Below are 17,901 nucleotides of genomic sequence, written 5' to 3'. Positions count from 1 at the left end.
CATACAATCAGGCCGAAGGAAGGCGGACGAAACCTACGCTCTCAGACGCCCCCGCCGCAACCGCAATGCTCTCCGACGCTGCGGCGCGGCGCAAACGTTCCAGATCGACGCTGCCCTCGAACAACGCACCGCCGACGCTGAGTGCGAGATCGACCTTACGGCCATCGGCAGAGAAATGCGAAGATGTGAGTGTTGTCGTCAGGCGAGCACAAACCTGCTCGGCATCGGTTTCGGTAGCACCGACCAACAGGACGTCGAAACTCGCTGGGCCGGTTCGCGCGACGATATCATCGCGCCGCACGGAGGTGCTGATGGTCGAGGCGACGAATTGCAGCAGTTCCTCGCTCCATTCCGGGCCGAAGGCGGCGCCGACATCGTCGAGATTGTTGATACGCAGATGGATGAGCGCCCCTTGAAGCGCCTCGACAGAGCGTTGACGGCGCCGCTCAAGACCATTGACATACTGGACGAGCCCGCGGCCGGTAACGCAGCCGGTTGTTGTGTCATGTGCCGCGACGTGGTTGATTTGGTTGCGGAGGCGCTGGGCCCGGCGAAACTGCATGGCCGCGATGACGATCAGCGGCACGCCCATCAGCAGCGAAATCAGAGCCGCCCCTACAACGGCCGCCGCATAGGGGCGATCGACGAGAGCAACCAGGCTGAAATACACCAAGACCTGGGCGAGGACGGCGAAGCCAACGATGCCGGCGAGGACATATCGTACGATCCGCCAGTCCTTCTGCCCGTTGAAGGGTACGTCTCTCTGCATGCATCCAGCTCCCGATTCACTGACAATGATCGGTTTAGTGCGGTTTTATGGATATTCCCTTTCCTAACTATCTACAACTTTATGCACAGCTCAGAATGCACAAGGTAATGCACCAAAACGGCATATTGTCTGCCTCAATGTTCGTGGGAGCGTGTGAGTTCCAGATCGCCGCCCGGAAAATTCTGTTCGTACTATCTCCCGTTCCGAACAATGTCCATGACGTCAAATGCAGACGGTTGGCGCAAGGTTCCGCGCCGCATACATCAACTGCCCGGATCAGCGGGCCAAATCCGGCAACCGATTCGCAACATCAAGAAGCGCCTTCAAGGTGGTGCGGATCCATGAAGATGATCGTTGCGGGGCGTCACCGTCATCACAGCGTGGAAACCGGCGCCAACCGGTATCATCCCCGGGGCATGAGAGAGGGCTTGATCGGCTAAATCCCGTGCAGGACCTGTGTCGCCTTGACAGCGGCCGAGGCGCGGTTTTCGACGCCCAGCTTCACGTAGATCTGCTCGAGATGTTTGGTGACGGTGCGTGAACTCAAGCCGAGGATCTCGCCGATGTCGCGGTTGGATTTCCCCTTGGCAATCCAGAGCAGCACCTCGGACTCGCGTTGGGTCAGGAGGAAGTGCTGGCGCAGCATCTCGTCGTCGCTGCGTCGGCTTTCGGCCGTCAGCCTGAATAGGTATTCGTTGGCGCCGATCGCGCCGAGAAACGAGACCTGCAGGCCGGATTGCCCGGGCTCTTCGAGCGTAAAACTGTTTTCCCGCTTTCCGCCGGCCTCGGTTTTTTCCATCCAAGCTGCAATGCGTCTGGCGATCGTTGCCAGGCCCTCATCGCTGCCGGTTGCCGCGTTGACCAGGCGGTTGGCCTGCGGTGTCGACCAGCGAACGCTGCCATCAGAGCGAACGGCGAGCAGATGGCGACCGGCGGCATCGAGCGCGACGCGGGCGCTTTGCGCTGAGCGGGCATTGGAGAGATGAACGCGGATGCGCGCCCTCAGCTCATCGATGTTGATGGGTTTCGTCAGATAGTCGACACCGCCGGCTTCGAGCGCATGGACCACATGCTCGGTTTCGGTGAGCCCTGTCATGAACAGCACCGGCGTCTGGCCAACGGAGGCGTTGGCCTTCAGTCTGAGGCAGGTTTCGAACCCGTCCATGCCGGGCATGACCGCATCCAGGAGAATGACGTCGGGGGTGATCCGGTCGGCAATCGACAAGGCGGCATTGCCGGAGGTGGCGATCAGCACGGAAAAGCCGGATTGCTCCAAAGCTTCGGTCAGAAAACCGAGCGCTTCGGGGGAATCGTCCACCAGGAGGACGATGTCGCGACGATCATAAGTCTCAACCACGTGTGATGGCTCCAATCGTCGCTTTTTCCTTCAAGAAGGCATCGTAACCGGAGAGGTCGAAGGCCTGCACATAAGCCCGCGCTGCCTTGACGAAGAGCTGATGTTCCGGTCGCAGGCCGATCTCGGCAAGCTTGGCCTCGATGCCTCTGACATAGCCGATCTCGCCGAGCCGGATCAGTTCCTCCACATGGTGCTGACCGGGCAGCGTCATCGCATCCGCGCTTACGGCAACCGGTTCTTCGGATGCTTCGCCCTCATGGATCCAGTTGAGGCCGAGTTGCACGGCGAGTTTGTCCGCGAGTTGTCCGACGCCAAAGGGCTTGGTGAGTGTATCATTGTGGCCGACAAAGGCGCCTCTGGTCGATCCGTCGCCGATATTGGCGGACAGCATGATGATCGGCGCCACCTGGCCGTCGTGTCGCAGTCGATCAACGAGATCCCAGCCGCTCATATCGGGCATGGAGATATCGACGAGAAAGATATCCGGGGTGAGCGCTTCAAGCATGGCGATGCATTGCTTGCCGCTGTCGGCCGTCAGCACGGTGAAATCCATCGGCGTGAGAATTTCGCGCATCAGGTCGCGGTGATCGGCGTTATCGTCGACCACCATGATTGTCCGCCGCGGGCCGAGATAGGAGGTGATCCGGCGCACGGCCACAAGCGGCGCCGGCCGGTCGACGGCGGAGAGCATCAGCCGGACCTTGAAGGTCGTGCCCTTGTTCGGTTCGCTGACGACGGATATCTCGCCGCCGAGCGTCTGTGTCAGCAATCGGGTGATGGTCAGCCCCAGGCCGAGACCTGGCATGCTGCCGAGATGCTCCGCCTCACCGCGCTGAAAGGGGTCGAAGATGCGAGGCAAATCCTTCTCGGCGATGCCCCGGCCGCTGTCGCTGATTGTAAATGTCGCAACCTGGCTGCGATAATCGATATCGAAGCGGATCTCGCCGCGCTCGGTGAATTTCAAGGCGTTCGAGAGCAGGTTGACCAGGATCTGCCGTAGCCGCTTTTCGTCTGTCTTGACGTAGCGTGGCAGGCTGGAGGCGCGCCGATGTTCGAAGGCGATGCCTTTAGCCTGCGCCTGCGGCCGGAACATCTCGACGACCTGGTCGAGGAAGTCGTAAACGTTGATTTCATTGGAATAGACCTGCAGCTTGCCCGCCTCGATCTTGGAAATGTCGAGAAGCCCGTCGATGAGACCGGAGAGATGGTCGGCGCTGCGTTTGATCACCTTGATCGCGCCCTGTCGCGCCGGCGGGATCGTTTCATCGCGCTCAAGCACCTGTGCGTAACCGAGTACCGCGTTGAGCGGCGTGCGCAGTTCGTGGCTGAGCCCGACGACATAGCGGCTCTTGGCACGATTGGCCGCCTCGGCGGTCTCCTTTGCCTGCTGCAGGGCCGCGTCGGTCTTCTTGTGTGCCGCAATCTCCTTCAGCAACAGGGTGTTCTGCCGCGATGATTCTTCCTCGGCGACGACACGGCTGTCATGGGCGAGCACATAGAACCAGCAGACGACGCCGGCGAGCACGGCAAAGACGAAGAAGACGACGGCAATCGTGCGCTCGACGACCGTCGCCGTCTCCGGCGACGCGTTGCCGGTCTGATGTGCGATCATCGCCAGGATCAGGCCGATGCCGGCGATCGAGAGCACCGCCGAAATGGCGTAGCGGCCGAGGCGCGTCGTCAGCTTCGCCGTTATGGCTTCCGGCAGAAGGGCGTGCGTGACCGTTGCCACCTGGGCATTGAACCGGGCCTTGGGCTTGCACATGTCATGGCAGCGGCTGTCGAGCGAACAGCAGAGCGAACAGATGGGGGCGGCATAGGCCGGACACCAGGCCATGTCCTCCGGTTCGAAGGGGTGCTCGCAGATTGAGCAGGTGATCTCGCTCTTGGCCGCCCAACTCTTTCTCGGCTTGCGGGCGAGATAGTATTTTCCGCCCGTCGCCCATGCGATCAGGGGCGATGCGATGAAGGCGACGATCAGGGCGATGTAGGGCGCAAGCGATGCGGCGATGGCGCCGAAGGCGCCGAAATGCGCGGTCAGTGCGATTGTTGCCGAAAGCGCCATGGCGCCGAGGCCGACCGGGTTGATGTCGTAGAGATGGGCGCGCTTGAATTCGATGCCCGGCGGAGAAAGGCCGAGCGGCTTGTTGACGAAGAGGTCTGCCGAGATGGTGCAGAGCCAGGCCATCGCAACGATCGAGAACACGCCGAGCGTCTCTTCGAGCAGCCGATAGATGCCAAGTTCCATCAGAAGCAGCGCGATCGCCACATTGAACACCAGCCAGACCACGCGGCCGGGGTGGCTGTGAGTGAGGCGCGAGAAGAAGTTGGACCAGGCGAGCGACCCGGCATAGGCGTTCATGACGTTGATCTTCAACTGCGACACGACGACAAAGGCGACCATCATGAGGAGGGCGGCCGTCTGCGACGGGATCATGTAGCCGAAGGCGGTGTAGTACATCTGCGCCGGGTCCGCGGCCCGGGTCGAGGGAATGCCGGAGGAAAGCGCCAGCACGACGAGAAACGAGCCAGCCAGAAGCTTCGGGGCGCCGACGAGTACCCAACCGGAGCCAGCCAGGAAGATAGCAACACGGTGATGCAGCTTGCGCTGGCCGTCCGGCGGCAGAAAGCGCAGAAAGTCGACCTGCTCGCCGATCTGCGCCATCAGCGCGAAGATCACCGCGGAGGCTGCGCCGAACTCGATCAGATCGAAGGGGGCGAGTGTGCCCGGCGGTCCGGAGGCGTGATGGATGCCGGCATAGGCGAGCCAGATGCCGACCTTCTCCCAATCGGCAAAAGCGATGAAGACGAAGGGCAGGATATTGAGCACGATCCAGAAGGGTTGGGTGACCAACTGGAATTTGCTGATGAGGCGTACGCCATGCGTAACGAGCGGGATGACGACGACGGCGCTGACGATGTAACCGACCCAGAGCGGGATGCCGAGCGCAAGCTCGAGTGCGCCCGACATGATCGACGCTTCGATGGCAAACAGGATGAAGGTGAAGCTGGCATAGATCAGCGAGGTCAGCGTCGAGCCGATGTAGCCGAAGCTTGCGCCCCGGGTCAGAAGGTCGATATCGACGCCGTGGCGGATGGCGTAGCGGCTGATCGGCAGGCCGACTGTCAGGATCATCACGCTAGCGATCAGGATGGCAACGACGGCGTTGGTGGTGCCGTAGGACATGGTGATCGCACCACCGATCGCCTCCAGCGCCAGAAACGAGATTGCGCCGATCGCGGTTTGGGAAATGCGCTCGGAGGAGAAGCGCCTCGCGCTCTTGGCGGTGAAGCGCAGCGCATAGTCTTCGAGCGTCTGGTCGGCGACCCAGCGATTGTATTCCCGTCGAACCGGAATGATGCGCTGGCGTGCCGCCATGTTGCCTCGTTATCTCTCGCATTGCTGGCAGGTTAATGCCTAATTTCACGGCACGCAAATTCTATGCGTGAAATTTATGCAATGCGGAGAGGGCGAAAGCAAGCGTGAAAGGCTCAGGCGCTCGCAGCTGACGTGTCGACGACGACAAAATCATGTGTGATCGTCGCGGACTTGGCGAGCATCGCCGATGCCGAGCAGTATTTTTCAAGCGACAGGGCGACCGCGCGCTCGACCTTCTTTTCAGAGAGGCCACGCCCTTTCACCACGAAGTGCATGTGGATGCGGGTAAAGACGCGCGGGTCTTCTTCGGCGCGGTCGGCGTCGAGCTCCACGGAACAATCTTCGACCGGATCGCGGCCCTTTTCCAGAATATGAACCACATCGTAGGCCGAGCAACCGCCGGCGCCGATCAACATCAGCTCCATCGGGCTTGGGCCAGGCGTGCGCCCTTCCGGACCGGATGCCGTCCCCAGCACGATCTTGTGACCGCTTCCGGATTCACCGACGAATGTCCGCTCTTCAACCCACTTGATACGTGCTTTCATGATCTTTCACCTGTGTTGAGATGCTATCGATGGCCGTTCGGCCCTCGGTGTCTTCAATAGCCGGAAAAGTCATCCGGCGGCCAGACAGGCGCGTTGATTTCGACGTCGTGGCCTTTGCACAATTCCCGCACCGCGCCGTGAACTCCGGATCGTCTTATCGCGGCCGCTTCCTCTTTGCCCCCTCGACCTACGTAGAATGACGTATGTGCAGTGCAGCACGACTGGCGGATGATCCCTCAAGCAACGGTCAAAAGGAACGAAGCCTCGTTGCGGCGATCAGAACGAGAGGGGTTCAATCAGATGAATATCAAGGCACGCGTCACCGGTGCATTCCTGGCAACGGTCCTGTCGACGACGGCGTTCAACGGCGCCTTTGCGGCTGACGACACGATCAAGGTCGGCATTCTGCATTCACTGTCGGGCACCATGGCGATCTCCGAGACAACGCTCAAGGACGCCATGCTCATGCTCATCGACGAGCAGAACAAGAAGGGCGGACTGCTCGGCAAGAAGTTGGAAGCAGTCGTCGTCGATCCGGCCTCCGACTGGCCGCTCTTTGCTGAAAAGGCGCGCGAGCTGGTTTCCGTGGACAAGGTTTCGGCCGTCTTCGGCTGCTGGACATCGGTGTCGCGCAAGTCCGTCCTGCCTGTTTTCGAGGAACTGAATTCGATCCTCTTCTATCCGGTGCAATACGAGGGTGAGGAAAGTCAGCGCAACGTCTTCTACACCGGTGCCGCACCGAACCAGCAGGCTGTCCCGGCCGTCGACTATCTGATGGAAAACGAGAGCGTCGAGCGCTGGGTTCTGGCCGGCACCGACTACGTCTATCCGCGCACGACCAACAAGATCCTCGAAGCCTATCTCATCTCCAAGGGCGTGAAGCCCGAGGATATCATGATCAACTACACGCCCTTCGGTCATTCCGATTGGCAGACGATCGTCTCCGACATCAAGAAGTTCGGTTCCGCCGGCAAGAAGACGGCCGTCGTCTCGACGATCAACGGCGACGCGAACGTGCCGTTCTACAAGGAGCTGGCGAACCAGGGCGTCAAGGCCGAAGATATCCCAGTGGTCGCCTTCTCCGTCGGTGAAGAGGAACTCGCCGGTCTCGACACGTCGCCGCTCGTGGGCCATCTCGCCGCCTGGAACTATTTCCAGTCGGTCGATACCCCTGCCAATGCCGAGTTCATCAAGACCTGGAAGGCCTACACCAAAAACGACAAACGCGTGACCAACGACCCGATGGAAGCCCATTACATCGGCTTCAACATGTGGCTGAAGGCGGTCGAGAAGGCCGGAAGCACAGATACGGACGCCGTGCTTGATGCGATGATCGGGGTCTCGGTGCCCAATCTTTCCGGCGGCTATTCGACGATGATGCCGAACCACCACATCACCAAGCCGGTGCTGATCGGTGAAATCCAGAGCGACGGCCAGTTCGAGACGGTCTGGGAAACGCCCGGCCTCGTGGTTGGCGACGAATGGTCCGACTACCTGCCCGATTCCAAGGACCTGATCGCCGATTGGCGCGCGCCGATGTCGTGCGGCAACTTCAATGTCGCCACCGGCAAGTGCGGCGGCAAGGGCTCCTGATTTCATCACCTAGCGATATTGCCGGGTGGCGCTGCTGCCCGGACAACGTTTGCATGACGAATCCATAGGCGGGCAGACCCTTCGCCCGACGCTCCCGTCGGGCGAAGGGACCTTGAAACCCCATGCCGCTGTTGCGGCGCCTGCCTTGCGCTTGCCGCGGGCGAGCGAGACCCAAGCGAGAGGGCGATGTACCGCATTCTGCAAACCCTGTTGATCACCTTTTGCCTGCTGGTTTCAGCTGATATCACGGCTTCGCGCGCCGCTGATGACATCGGCGCGTTGGTCAGCGCGCTCGGAACGGCCAAGCTGGCGGAGCTCGACGATCGCATTGAAGCGCTTGCCAAGAGCGGCGATCCACGTGTCATCCCGGTGCTCGAGGCGCTCGGCGAGGGCAATCTCTACGCACGAAAAGCCGATGGCAGCGTGTACCTCGCCACCGAGAAGGGCGCGAGCCTTATGCTCGTCGATCCGCTTGATGGCGCGAATATCGGAGAAGTGCCGAAAAGCGAATTGCAGAAGATCAAGGTCAACAATTCAGTCCGCCGCGCCGTTCGAAGTGCGCTCGGCGGCCTGACGCTTTTCAGTGCCGATACGGATGCAAGGCTGAAGGCGGCGCAATCCATGCGCCAGACGCCGAATGCCGATGCGCTCGGGGCCATTGAGACGGCACTTTCCACCGAGAAGGACGGGGCGGTGCGCAAGACGCTCGACGAGGCACGCGCCGTGAGCCTTCTGGTGTCCGACCGCTCCGACGACGACAAGCGCGCGGCGATCAAGACGCTGGCGGAAGGCGGCGGTCGCGAGGCGCTTGGCGCGTTGACCTCGGCGCTCTCATCGGCGGATTCGAGCCTGAAACCGGATATCGAAGCCGCGCTTCAGCGCATTGAGCAGGCGCAGGCATTCTGGAACGCCGGCCAGAACGTCTGGTACGGTTTGTCGCTCGGGTCGGTGCTGCTGCTCGCGGCGATCGGTCTTGCCATCACCTTCGGCGTGATGGGCATCATCAACATGGCGCATGGCGAGATGGTCATGCTCGGCGCCTATACGACATTCCTGGTCCAGGATGTCATTCGCACGTCCTATCCTGATCTCTTCGACTGGTCGCTGGCGATCGCCTTGCCGCTTGCCTTTCTCGCCACCGGGGTCATCGGTCTTGCCATCGAGCGCAGCGTCATCCGATTTCTCTATGGCCGGCCGCTCGAAACGCTGCTGGCCACCTGGGGGATCTCGCTGATCCTGCAGCAATCGGTGCGCTCGATCTTTGGGCCGACCAACCGTGAGGTCGGCAATCCCTCGTGGATGGCGGGTGCCTTCGAACTCGGCGGTCTCACGATCACCTGGAATCGCTTGTGGATCATCGTTTTTGCACTCGCCGTATTTGCCGCCCTTCTGTTCCTGCTGAAAAGGACGTCCATGGGGCTGCGGATGCGGGCCGTGACGCAGAACCGTCGGATGGCATCATCCATGGGCATCCGCACCCCCTTGGTCGACGCTCTGACTTTTGCGCTTGGATCCGGCATCGCCGGCATGGCCGGCGTGGCGCTGTCGCAGATCGACAACGTCTCGCCCAATCTCGGCCAGGGCTACATTATCGACAGCTTCATGGTCGTGGTCTTCGGCGGCGTGGGCAATCTCTGGGGGACGCTGGTCGGCGCCTTCTCGCTCGGCATTCTCAACAAGTTCCTCGAGCCCTATGCGGGTGCCGTTCTCGGCAAGATCCTCGTCCTGGTGCTCATCATCCTCTTCATCCAGAAGAAGCCGCGCGGCCTCTTCGCACTCAAGGGAAGGGCGGTGGAGGCATGATCACCTCGTTTCTGCTCAAGTCGCTCGATCGCAGCATCATCGCGGTCGTTGCCATATTGCTGGGGCTTTCAATCGCCGTTCCGGCCCTCAATCTGCTGACGGCACCGGATCATCCGCTGCATGTGCCGACCTATCTGGTGTCGCTGTTTGGCAAATACCTGACCTATGCGCTTCTTGCGTTGGCGCTCGATCTCGTCTGGGGCTTCTGTGGCATCCTCTCGCTCGGCCATGCCGCGTTTTTCGCGCTCGGCGGCTACGCCATGGGCATGTATCTGATGCGCCAGATCGGCGCGCGCGGCTCCTACGGCAATCCGTTGCTGCCGGATTTCATGGTGTTTCTCAACTGGAAGGAACTGCCCTGGTTCTGGCAGGGCTTCGACATGTTCTGGTTTGCGGCGCTGATGGTGGTGCTGGTGCCTGGGCTGCTTGCCTTTGTCTTCGGCTGGTTCGCCTTCCGCTCGCGGGTCAACGGCGTCTACCTCTCGATCATCACCCAGGCGATGACCTATGCGCTGCTGCTTGCCTTCTTCCGCAACGACATGGGCTTTGGCGGCAACAACGGCCTGACCGATTTCAAGGATGTATTGGGCTTCAACATCCAGGCGCCCGGCACGCGCGCAGCCCTTTTTGCCGCCTCCGCCGTGACGCTTGCCCTGTGTCTGGTGCTGACTACGGCTATCGTGCGCTCGAAATACGGCAAGGTGCTGGTGGCCGTGCGCGACGCGGAAAGCCGCACGCGCTTTCTCGGCTACCGTGTTGAGCACATCAAGCTCTTTGCCTTTACCGTCTCGGCGATGATGGCGGGCGTTGCCGGGGCGCTCTACGTGCCGCAGGTCGGCATCATCAATCCCGGCGAGTTCGAGCCCGGCAACTCCATCGAGGTGGTCATCTGGACGGCGGTCGGTGGGCGCGGCACGCTGATCGGCCCGATCGTCGGCGCGATCCTCGTCAATGGCGGCAAGAGCATCTTCACCGCCGCCTTTCCGGAGTTCTGGCTGTTTGCGCTCGGGGGGCTGTTTGTCTTCGTCACGCTCTTCCTGCCGAAAGGCGTGGTCGGCACCGTGAGCGCCTATCTCGCCCGTCGCAAGGCGCACCGTCGGGCGGCCGACGCCGACAACGCGCGCGACGCGCTTGTCGCTAAACCCATGGCGGCGGAGTGATTGCCATGAACCAGACGATCAACCAGACCAAGCCGAAAAGCCTTCTCTACCTCGATGGCGTCTCCGTCTCCTTCGACGGCTTCAAGGCGTTGAACTCACTCTCCTTCGTCGTCGAGCCGGGCGAGCTTCGCGCCATCATCGGCCCGAACGGTGCCGGCAAGACCACGATGATGGATATCATCACCGGGAAAACGCGACCCGACGAGGGGCAGGTGTTCTTTAAGGGTGACATCGACCTCACCCAACGCGATGAAGCCGAAATCGCCAATCTCGGTATCGGCCGCAAGTTCCAGAAACCGACGGTGTTTGAGAGCCACACCGTCTGGGACAATCTGGAGCTGGCGCTCAATCGCCGTCGCGGCGTCTTCCCGACGCTTTTCTATCGCCTGACGGCGGACGACAAGGCGCGAATCGAGGAGATCCTGTCGACAGTGCGGCTCAGTGCGCGCCGCGACGATCTTGCCGCCAACCTTTCGCATGGACAGAAACAATGGCTGGAGATCGGCATGCTGTTGGCGCAGGAGCCGGAACTGCTGCTGGTCGATGAGCCGGTGGCCGGCATGACCGATGCCGAGACGGCTGAAACGGCGATCCTGCTCAAGGAAATCGCCAAGACCCGGTCAGTCGTCGTCGTCGAACACGACATGGGCTTCATCCGCGAGCTCGGCGTCAAGGTGACGTGTCTGGCCGAAGGGTCGGTGCTTGCCGAAGGTTCCATCGATTTCGTCAGCAGCGATCCGAAGGTGATCGAAAACTATCTCGGCCGCTGACAGCGGCCACACGATAAACACTAGAGGGAAAGGACGCCTTCATGCTGAGCGTCGAAAACGTCAATCTCCACTATGGCGCCGCTCAGGCGCTGCGCAGCGTCTCGATCGAAGCAAAGATGGGCAAGATCACCTGCGTGCTCGGCCGCAATGGTGTCGGCAAGTCGAGCCTACTTCGGGCCATCACCGGCCAGCACCCGGTGAGCGCCGGGGCGATCGCCTTCAATGGCGTGATCCTCGGCGGCATGGCGCCCTATCGCCGCGCCAAGGAGGGCATCGGTTATGTGCCGCAGGGCCGCGAGATCTTTCCGCTGCTCACCGTCAAGGAGAACTTGGAAACCGGTTACGCGCCGGTCAAGCGCGGCGACCGCTCGATACCTGAGGATGTCTTCAACCTTTTTCCCGTACTTCGCACAATGCTGGGGCGGCGGGGCGGCGATCTTTCCGGCGGCCAGCAGCAGCAACTGGCGATCGGCCGGGCGCTCGTCACCCGTCCGCGCATCCTTGTGCTCGACGAGCCCACCGAGGGCATCCAGCCATCGATCATCAAGGATATCGGGCGCGCGATCCGCTATCTCCGGGATTCCACGGGCATGGCGATCCTGCTGGTCGAGCAATATCTCGATTTCTGCCGCGAACTTGCCGACCATGTCTACATCATGGACCGCGGCGCGGTGGTGCATGAAGGGCCGCCGGAGACGCTGGACACAGTCGAGGCCCGGCGGCATCTCACCGTCTAGTAGAAATGCTCATTTGCGCATTTCCTAACGGAAAACCGCTTCGCACTTTGTCCGGAAATGCCCTAACCGCCGTATTCGATGATCGCGAGCCCGGCATTGTAGTCGGTCGCATAGATGATACCGGTAGCATCGACGAAGACGTCGGCGGACTGGATGATGCGGGGGCGGCCCGCGCGCCGGTCGGTCATTTCGGTCGGGCCGGCCGGAACAAGTGCACCGGTTTCGCGCGGACGGTAAGGGTCGCTGATATCGAAGGCGCGGATGCCGGCGTTCTGCCAGGTGGCGAAGATCAATGTTTCCGAGACGAACGAGCCTGGCCGGTTTTCGTGCAGGTTGTGTGGCCCGAAGGAAGACGATCGAGGATCTGGCGGGGAAAGTTCCGGCTCTCAGTGCCAGTGACGCCGTTACCGCCGATTGGATCCCTGCGAAGCTTTTTTGACGGCTTCGCATCTTCGGGTTTGAAGAAACAGCTGGCCTTGGAGCAATTCTTTGCTGTCCTGCCTTGAATTCGACAATAAAATTCACAAAATCTATGCAGAAACTTACGTAATTTCTTGAGAATAACCCGTTTTGGGTGTATGGCATCTTAAGTGAAACAGTGCGGCCGTCACAACCCGTTGCCTCCGGTGATACCAACGTCGGTGCGGAACGCAGTTGTGGCGGCCTTTGTGTTCAGGAAAGCGAAGTGCAATGTTGACCAAGAAGGGTAAATACGGGCTGAAGGCTCTTGTCGACCTGGCTCAACTGGAGCCCGGCGAAACCGCCTTCATCACCGAGATCGCCACCCGCAACAATATTCCGAAGAAGTTCCTCGACGCGATCCTTCTTGAGCTTCGCAACGCCGGAATCCTGCGCTCGAAAAAAGGGCCTGGCGGCGGCTATTCGCTTTCGAGGCCCGCATCCGATATCCGCATCGGTCAGGTCATCCGCACGCTGGACGGGCCGCTGGCCCCGATCCGTTGCGCAAGCCGCACCGCGTTCGAAGCCTGCGACGACTGTTCCGATCCGGTCAACTGTCATGTTCGCAAATCGATGAGCGACGTGCGCGATGCGGTGGCGTCAATCCTCGACAACATGACGCTTGAACAGTTTGCCGCCAACGACAACGGCACCGAGATCGTCGCGCTCAGGGACGCCGAAGTCGGCTGATCCTTGTCGAGATCCACGACTATCTTGCAGATGGTCAGGGGTAGGACTTTCCGGTTCGTGATCCCGAGTTGAAAATCGTTTGCTGTTATTGTCTATAGAATGAATGCACTATCTCGCCTCAATCACATGGAGAGAGGCGAATGAGCAACGTGCATTTCCTCCGGGAACCCGGACCGGCCAGTACCGAACAGGAACAAATGCGCCAGCATCTGTTTGCGCAGGCGAGCGAGCTTTCCAGTCAGTTTGCGCGACGCGGCGCCGAGCTTGATCGGCTGGGCTTGCCGCCACGCGATGAAATCGAAGCGCTGCGCCAAGCGGGGCTGCTGTCGGCGCTGCATGCCACTGAAGTCGGTGGTGCAGGCCTGAGCTGGCTTGATGGGTTGCGTCTTGTCCGGATCATCTCGCGTGGCGAAAGCTCCATCGGCCAGTTGCTCGGCTATCACTATGTCAACAGCCAGTATGTCTACTGGGCGGCTGCCGATGCGAGGCAGGCCTGGGTGCTTGGTGCCGAGACCGTCGAGCGGCAGCTTTACTGGGGGGCAGCGGTCAACCCGCGGGATCCCGGACTGGTGCTCGAGCGGCGCGGCGGCCATTTTGTGCTCAACGGACGCAAGACGTTTTCGACCGGCGCGCATGTCTCCGATCGCATCAACGTTAACGCGACGCTCGAGGGCAAGATCGCCAATTTCGTCGTGCCGACGGATCGTCCGGGTTACGTCGCCCATGACGATTGGGACAATATCGGCCAGCGCCTGTCCGATAGCGGCAGCGTCGAGTTTCGCGACTTTCCCGTCTACGAGCGCGATTTCATTCTGCCGCTTGCCGAACCGTTCGATCCGCCGCAGGTTCAGGCGACGTTCAACACGCCGCTGATCCAGCTGGTCTTCGTCAACTTCTATCTCGGCACGGCAGAAGGCGCGCTGGCCGCGGCACTCGACTATATCAGAACCACGACGCGCCCCTGGATCACGTCAGGTGTGTCACGCGCGAGCGAGGACCCCCACATTCTCGAACGTGTCGGTGAATTGCAGGCCGCTTTGAAAGCGTCCGTGGCTCTGGCTGACGTGGCAGCAAGTGCAGTCGAGGCCGCACTGTCGAAGGGCAGGTCCGTGACCGAGCGTGAACGTGGGGACGCCGCGATCGAAGCCTACGCCGCCAAGGTCAACGCCACCCATGTGGCGCTCGATGTGACGGCGAAGGTCTTCGAACTGATGGGCGCGCGCGCCACGGCGGCCCATTATGGTTTCGACCGATTTTGGCGCAACGTCCGCACCCACACCCTGCACGACCCGGTCTTCTACAAGGCACGCGAGGTCGCCGACTTTGCTCTAAACGACCGTATCCCGGTGGTCAGCCTCTATAGCTGATCGAAAGCAGTGCGGCCGGATTGCAAATATCGGGCTTTGCGAAATGAAAAGGACCGCCCTGGCTTTCCGGGCGGTCCTTTTCGTTTGGCTGTGGATTTGGCGGATCCAAAGGCAATGATAATGATGTTGTCAGGTCACGGTGTTAGAGCGAGCCGTTCTTCGGCGGCGTGGCGCCGTTGAGGTGGTAGTTGCCGACGACGTGATACTTCCAGCGCACCGGGTCGTGCAGCGTGTGAGTGCGGGCGTTGCGCCAGTGCCGGTCGAGATTGAGGCCGATGCGGGTCGACGACGTGCCTGCGAGCTCGAACAGGGTGTTGCTGGCTTCAAGCGCGATTTCCGTCGTCAGGACCTTGGCGGCGGCGACGGCCAGAGTTGCCTCGATGACGCTTTCCTCGGTGCCGTTGATCTGGGCGATATCGACCTTCTTGCCGGCGCGCTCGACAATGGCGGTTGCCGCCTCGAGACGGATCGCGAGCTGTCCGATGCGGGCGATTGTTAGCGGGTCGTCCGCCGCACGCTCGACGCCGCTATCCATCCAGGGGCGAGCGCGATTGCGGACGAAGTCGAGCGTTTCGGCAAAGGCGGCGCGCGCGATGCCGAGGTCGATGCCGGCATGGATGATCTGGCCGACCGAGCCGATCGTCGTCGGGCGTTCGAAGCCACGGTGGTGACGCACGACCGCGTCGGCGGTGACGTAGACGTTCTGCAGCACCGTGGTGCCGCTGCCTGTGGTGCGCTGGCCAAAGCCGTCCCAGTCATCGATGACTTGCAGGCCCTCCGCGCCGCGCGGCACGAAGGACATCGTGAGTTTCTCGTCCGGATCGAGCGCGAACACCACGACCCATTCGGCAAAGAGCACCCCGGTCGAATAGAACTTGCGGCCGTTGAGGCGGTGTCCGAGACCGTCGGGCGTCAGGCGGGTCGCATAGTCGCCGACTGTTTTCGTGTCCTTCTCGGAAAGCGCGTTGCCGAAGCGGTCGCCGGCGAGCGCGCGGCCGAAGAAGAACTTCTTCTGTTCCTCCGTGCCGTCGGTGCGCAACGCCTCGAGAATATAGAAATGGTTCTGCGGGATCTGGCCGATCGAGCTATCGGCCGAGGACAGGATGGCGATGATTTCAGCCAGTACCACATTGGAAACGTCGATGCCGTCATAATCGGATGGCACGGTGATTGCGAGCAGCCCTGATTGAGCGAGGGTATCGAGTTCCTCGAAGGGCAGGATCCGGTCGGTATCCCGCTCGTTCGAGCGTTTGGCAAATTCGCCCGCGAGGTCCCGGGCGATCTCCAGCGCCTCTTCCTCGCTTGCGATCCGGTGTGCCGAGAGCTTTGTCTTCTCGGAAAGCTGCGAGATCGTCCCCATGTGATTGCTCCATGTCGATAGTGGCGCATATCTGTGAATTATCTGGCGTCGTCAGGTAAGATCGTATATTCTATGGAATATGTGGATATTAGTTTTTCGTTCCTCATGCTTTGGCGAATGGCCGGCGTTTTCAAGTCGGTAGCGGAAAACCAGGCGCGAAATGGCTGCCGATCGAGCGCGGCGTCCGTTCCGTCCGAAAGCCGCATCCGCAACAAACGCCGAAAAAGTTGGCGGTCGCTCGGAACCATTGCCTCACTTTTGCATTTTGCCATGGCCTGCAGTCTACCGATTGTGTGGCCGTCAAAGTACCGGCCACACGGCACGATGACAAATACATGCTGACAGTATTGGCCATTCGCGTTTCCCGGCCTTAACCACTGAAGGAGACACTAATGACGAATTTGCTGCCCGCTCTTCACGAAGGGCATGCCTCCATCATCCTGCACAATCTCTTTAGAGATGCCCTTGAGGCTTATGATGATTGGGGCGAGGGGATGCCTGAACCGGTGGTTTCGTTCGAAGGCACGTTGTTGCCGATCAGTATGGTCTTCGACGCGATGAAACCTTGCACGGATATCATGCCTGCCAACATGATCGGTATCGTCACAGACGGGTTGAGCAAACCCTGGAGTGGCGACGGGCCGCTCGATGAAATGACGTTTTCGACGGCCGCGCGTGTCATGTCCGTTCTGACCAGGCGGCAGTTGCGTCGCTACGGCCGTGGCTCGATCGAGGTCTTTGCCGAACGTTTCAAGCCATCGCTTCACGTCGACGTCTGATCGGCGGAGCATTCCAAACAGACCGGAGAGCGCAAGCGTGCTCTTCGGCACCCGCATGGATCCCTTTCCTCTTCATCCGGGCCGCGCGCCCGCTTGGCGGTATCTCAGCGCCGCCGCTGCCCGCCGGCAAACCGATGCCGCCGAATCCCGCTTCCTAGTTCCTCCGCCTTTTCGTAAACACAGCAGAGACGACGGCGATGGGGACGGTGGGCGCGGCCATGAATTTTCGACAATTGGAAGTGCTGCGCACGCTGCTTGCCACCGGCTCCACGATTGCGGCGGCAAAGACCATGGGGCTTAGCCAGTCCGGTGTCAGCCGCCTTCTTCAGCAACTGGAAGAGGATCTGTCGCTGACGTTGTTTGCGCGCGACAAGGGCCGACTGATCCCGACGCCGGAGGCGCTCAAGCTGTCGGAGGATGCCGAGCATATTCTGCTCGGGATCGATCGTTTCACCAATCTCGCCCAGGATCTTCGCAGCGGCGCCGTTGGCCCTGAGGTCGTGCGGATCGGCCTACCGAACAGCATGTCGGAAAGCTTTGCGCCTGCGATGCTCGCCGACTATGCCAAGGACTTTCCGGGCGTGCGGGTGGAAACCTTCTTCGACACGACCGTGGCAATTGCCCGCCTGGTGGAGCAGCGCGTCATCGATTTTGGTTTTCTGCGCTATGAGGGGCAACTGAGCGCCAGCCTCGACATGCAGCCGGTGGCCGGCGGTGTCAGCGTCTGTGTGATGGCGAAAAGCCACCCGCTGACGGCGCTCGACCATGTGACGCCGAAGGAACTCAGAGGAATACCGCTGATCCTGATCGGCCGCCGGCGACCGACACGGGTCATGCTCGACGAGATCTTTCGAAAGGCAGGCGTGCCGCAGAAGGTCAAGATAGAGACGCACAGCAACAGTTCGGCTTGCGCCTATGCAGCCCATGATCTCGGCGTTGCGATCATCAGCAGTTTTTTCGCCAATCTGCATCGGCATCTGCCGATCGAGATCAGGAGTTTTTCGCCGCACCTGACGCAGGATTTCGGCGTCGCGACCGCCGCGGGCGTGCCGTTGTCGATCGCCGCCCAGGCGATGATCGATTGCCTGAAGCGGCAGATCGCCGTTTCGCAGCAGCCGTGAGAGCCTTGCACG

General features: G+C 61.0%; 14 protein-coding genes and 1 pseudogene. 9 read left to right on the top strand and 6 right to left on the bottom strand.

All coding sequences use genetic code 11. The features are described 5' to 3' along the window. Positions 1-7 precede the first annotated feature (7 nt). The 4 genes from HT585_RS14790 to HT585_RS14775 all read right to left on the bottom strand — a co-directional run bounded on the left by HT585_RS14790 (position 8) and on the right by HT585_RS14775 (position 6,050). Positions 8-769: a GGDEF domain-containing protein gene (locus HT585_RS14790; RefSeq protein WP_176353653.1), complete on the bottom strand. Its 762-nt coding sequence runs from the start codon at positions 767-769 to the stop codon at positions 8-10. Positions 770-1,205: 436 nt separating this feature from the next. After that, positions 1,206-2,126 (bottom strand): response regulator, encoded by a 921-nt coding sequence (locus HT585_RS14785; protein ID WP_176353652.1) that lies wholly within the window; start codon positions 2,124-2,126, stop codon positions 1,206-1,208. Then, a complete protein-coding gene (locus HT585_RS14780; RefSeq protein ID WP_176353651.1) occupies positions 2,119-5,505 on the bottom strand; it encodes a hybrid sensor histidine kinase/response regulator in 3,387 nt (1,128 codons plus the stop codon). The genes HT585_RS14785 and HT585_RS14780 overlap by 8 nt, the downstream gene beginning before the upstream one ends. Positions 5,506-5,618: 113 nt before the next feature. Then, positions 5,619-6,050: an OsmC family protein gene (locus HT585_RS14775; protein WP_176353650.1), complete on the bottom strand. Its 432-nt coding sequence runs from the start codon at positions 6,048-6,050 to the stop codon at positions 5,619-5,621. Between the two features lie 300 nt (positions 6,051-6,350). Here HT585_RS14775 and urtA point away from each other — a divergent pair, with 300 nt between their 5' ends. The 5 genes from urtA to urtE all read left to right on the top strand — a co-directional run bounded on the left by urtA (position 6,351) and on the right by urtE (position 12,113). Further along, entirely contained in the window at positions 6,351-7,643 is a 1,293-nt protein-coding gene (urtA, locus tag HT585_RS14770) for an urea ABC transporter substrate-binding protein (protein ID WP_176353649.1), read from the top strand. Between the two features lie 186 nt (positions 7,644-7,829). Further along, a complete protein-coding gene (gene urtB, locus HT585_RS14765) occupies positions 7,830-9,446 on the top strand; it encodes an urea ABC transporter permease subunit UrtB (protein WP_176353648.1) in 1,617 nt (538 codons plus the stop codon). Continuing rightward, positions 9,443-10,606, top strand: a complete 1,164-nt coding sequence (gene urtC, locus HT585_RS14760) for an urea ABC transporter permease subunit UrtC (protein WP_176353647.1) — start codon at positions 9,443-9,445, stop codon at positions 10,604-10,606. Before urtB ends, urtC begins: the two co-directional genes overlap by 4 nt. Before the next feature lie 5 nt (positions 10,607-10,611). After that, positions 10,612-11,376, top strand: coding sequence for an urea ABC transporter ATP-binding protein UrtD (urtD, locus tag HT585_RS14755; RefSeq protein ID WP_176353646.1), 765 nt, complete (start codon positions 10,612-10,614; stop codon positions 11,374-11,376). A gap of 41 nt (positions 11,377-11,417) precedes the next feature. Beyond that, positions 11,418-12,113, top strand: coding sequence for an urea ABC transporter ATP-binding subunit UrtE (gene urtE / locus HT585_RS14750; protein WP_176353645.1), 696 nt, complete (start codon positions 11,418-11,420; stop codon positions 12,111-12,113). A gap of 62 nt (positions 12,114-12,175) precedes the next feature. Here the strand turns inward: urtE and HT585_RS14745 are convergent. Continuing rightward, positions 12,176-12,472, bottom strand: a pseudogene (locus HT585_RS14745) (LVIVD repeat-containing protein); the annotation flags it as partial. 331 nt (positions 12,473-12,803) lie between these two features. Here HT585_RS14745 and HT585_RS14740 point away from each other — a divergent pair. Together HT585_RS14740 and HT585_RS14735 are read left to right on the top strand one after the other, a co-directional pair. Continuing rightward, positions 12,804-13,262, top strand: coding sequence for an RrF2 family transcriptional regulator (locus HT585_RS14740; RefSeq protein ID WP_077505311.1), 459 nt, complete (start codon positions 12,804-12,806; stop codon positions 13,260-13,262). Between the two features lie 140 nt (positions 13,263-13,402). After that, on the top strand, positions 13,403-14,629 hold the full coding sequence (locus HT585_RS14735; RefSeq protein ID WP_425513747.1) for an acyl-CoA dehydrogenase family protein: 1,227 nt from the start codon (positions 13,403-13,405) through the stop codon (positions 14,627-14,629). 142 nt (positions 14,630-14,771) lie between these two features. Here HT585_RS14735 and HT585_RS14730 read toward each other — a convergent pair whose 3' ends face one another. Next, positions 14,772-15,989 carry an SfnB family sulfur acquisition oxidoreductase gene (locus tag HT585_RS14730; protein WP_176353644.1) on the bottom strand — a complete coding sequence of 406 codons (1,218 nt, stop codon included), beginning with the start codon at positions 15,987-15,989 and terminating at the stop codon, positions 14,772-14,774. A gap of 392 nt (positions 15,990-16,381) precedes the next feature. Here HT585_RS14730 and HT585_RS14725 point away from each other — a divergent pair, with 392 nt between their 5' ends. Then, positions 16,382-16,768, top strand: coding sequence for a BRA0787 family protein (locus HT585_RS14725; RefSeq protein ID WP_176353643.1), 387 nt, complete (start codon positions 16,382-16,384; stop codon positions 16,766-16,768). A 218-nt stretch (positions 16,769-16,986) separates the two neighbouring features. Further along, positions 16,987-17,889: a LysR family transcriptional regulator gene (locus HT585_RS14720; RefSeq protein WP_176353642.1), complete on the top strand. Its 903-nt coding sequence runs from the start codon at positions 16,987-16,989 to the stop codon at positions 17,887-17,889. The last annotated feature ends 12 nt before the right edge of the window (positions 17,890-17,901 follow it).

Source organism: Ensifer oleiphilus (assembly GCF_013371465.1).
In the GTDB taxonomy this organism is placed as follows: Bacteria; Pseudomonadota; Alphaproteobacteria; order Rhizobiales; family Rhizobiaceae; genus Ensifer; species Ensifer oleiphilus.
Note: the sequence above shows the minus strand (reverse complement) of the source record. Positions and strands in the feature narration are given on the sequence as shown.

Excerpts from the sequence above, each read along its gene's own strand:
- urtC (WP_176353647.1), top strand. The coding sequence starts at position 9,443 with ATGATCACCTCGTTTCTGCTCAAGTCGCTCGATCGCAGCATCATCGCG.
- HT585_RS14790 (WP_176353653.1), bottom strand. The coding sequence starts at position 769 with ATGCAGAGAGACGTACCCTTCAACGGGCAGAAGGACTGGCGGATCGTA.
- HT585_RS14720 (WP_176353642.1), top strand. The coding sequence starts at position 16,987 with ATGAATTTTCGACAATTGGAAGTGCTGCGCACGCTGCTTGCCACCGGC.
- urtB (WP_176353648.1), top strand. The coding sequence starts at position 7,830 with ATGTACCGCATTCTGCAAACCCTGTTGATCACCTTTTGCCTGCTGGTT.
- HT585_RS14735 (WP_425513747.1), top strand. The coding sequence starts at position 13,403 with ATGAGCAACGTGCATTTCCTCCGGGAACCCGGACCGGCCAGTACCGAA.
- HT585_RS14730 (WP_176353644.1), bottom strand. The coding sequence starts at position 15,989 with ATGGGGACGATCTCGCAGCTTTCCGAGAAGACAAAGCTCTCGGCACAC.
- HT585_RS14775 (WP_176353650.1), bottom strand. The coding sequence starts at position 6,050 with ATGAAAGCACGTATCAAGTGGGTTGAAGAGCGGACATTCGTCGGTGAA.
- HT585_RS14780 (WP_176353651.1), bottom strand. The coding sequence starts at position 5,505 with ATGGCGGCACGCCAGCGCATCATTCCGGTTCGACGGGAATACAATCGC.
- urtA (WP_176353649.1), top strand. The coding sequence starts at position 6,351 with ATGAATATCAAGGCACGCGTCACCGGTGCATTCCTGGCAACGGTCCTG.
- urtD (WP_176353646.1), top strand. The coding sequence starts at position 10,612 with ATGAACCAGACGATCAACCAGACCAAGCCGAAAAGCCTTCTCTACCTC.
- urtE (WP_176353645.1), top strand. The coding sequence starts at position 11,418 with ATGCTGAGCGTCGAAAACGTCAATCTCCACTATGGCGCCGCTCAGGCG.
- HT585_RS14725 (WP_176353643.1), top strand. The coding sequence starts at position 16,382 with ATGACGAATTTGCTGCCCGCTCTTCACGAAGGGCATGCCTCCATCATC.
- HT585_RS14740 (WP_077505311.1), top strand. The coding sequence starts at position 12,804 with ATGTTGACCAAGAAGGGTAAATACGGGCTGAAGGCTCTTGTCGACCTG.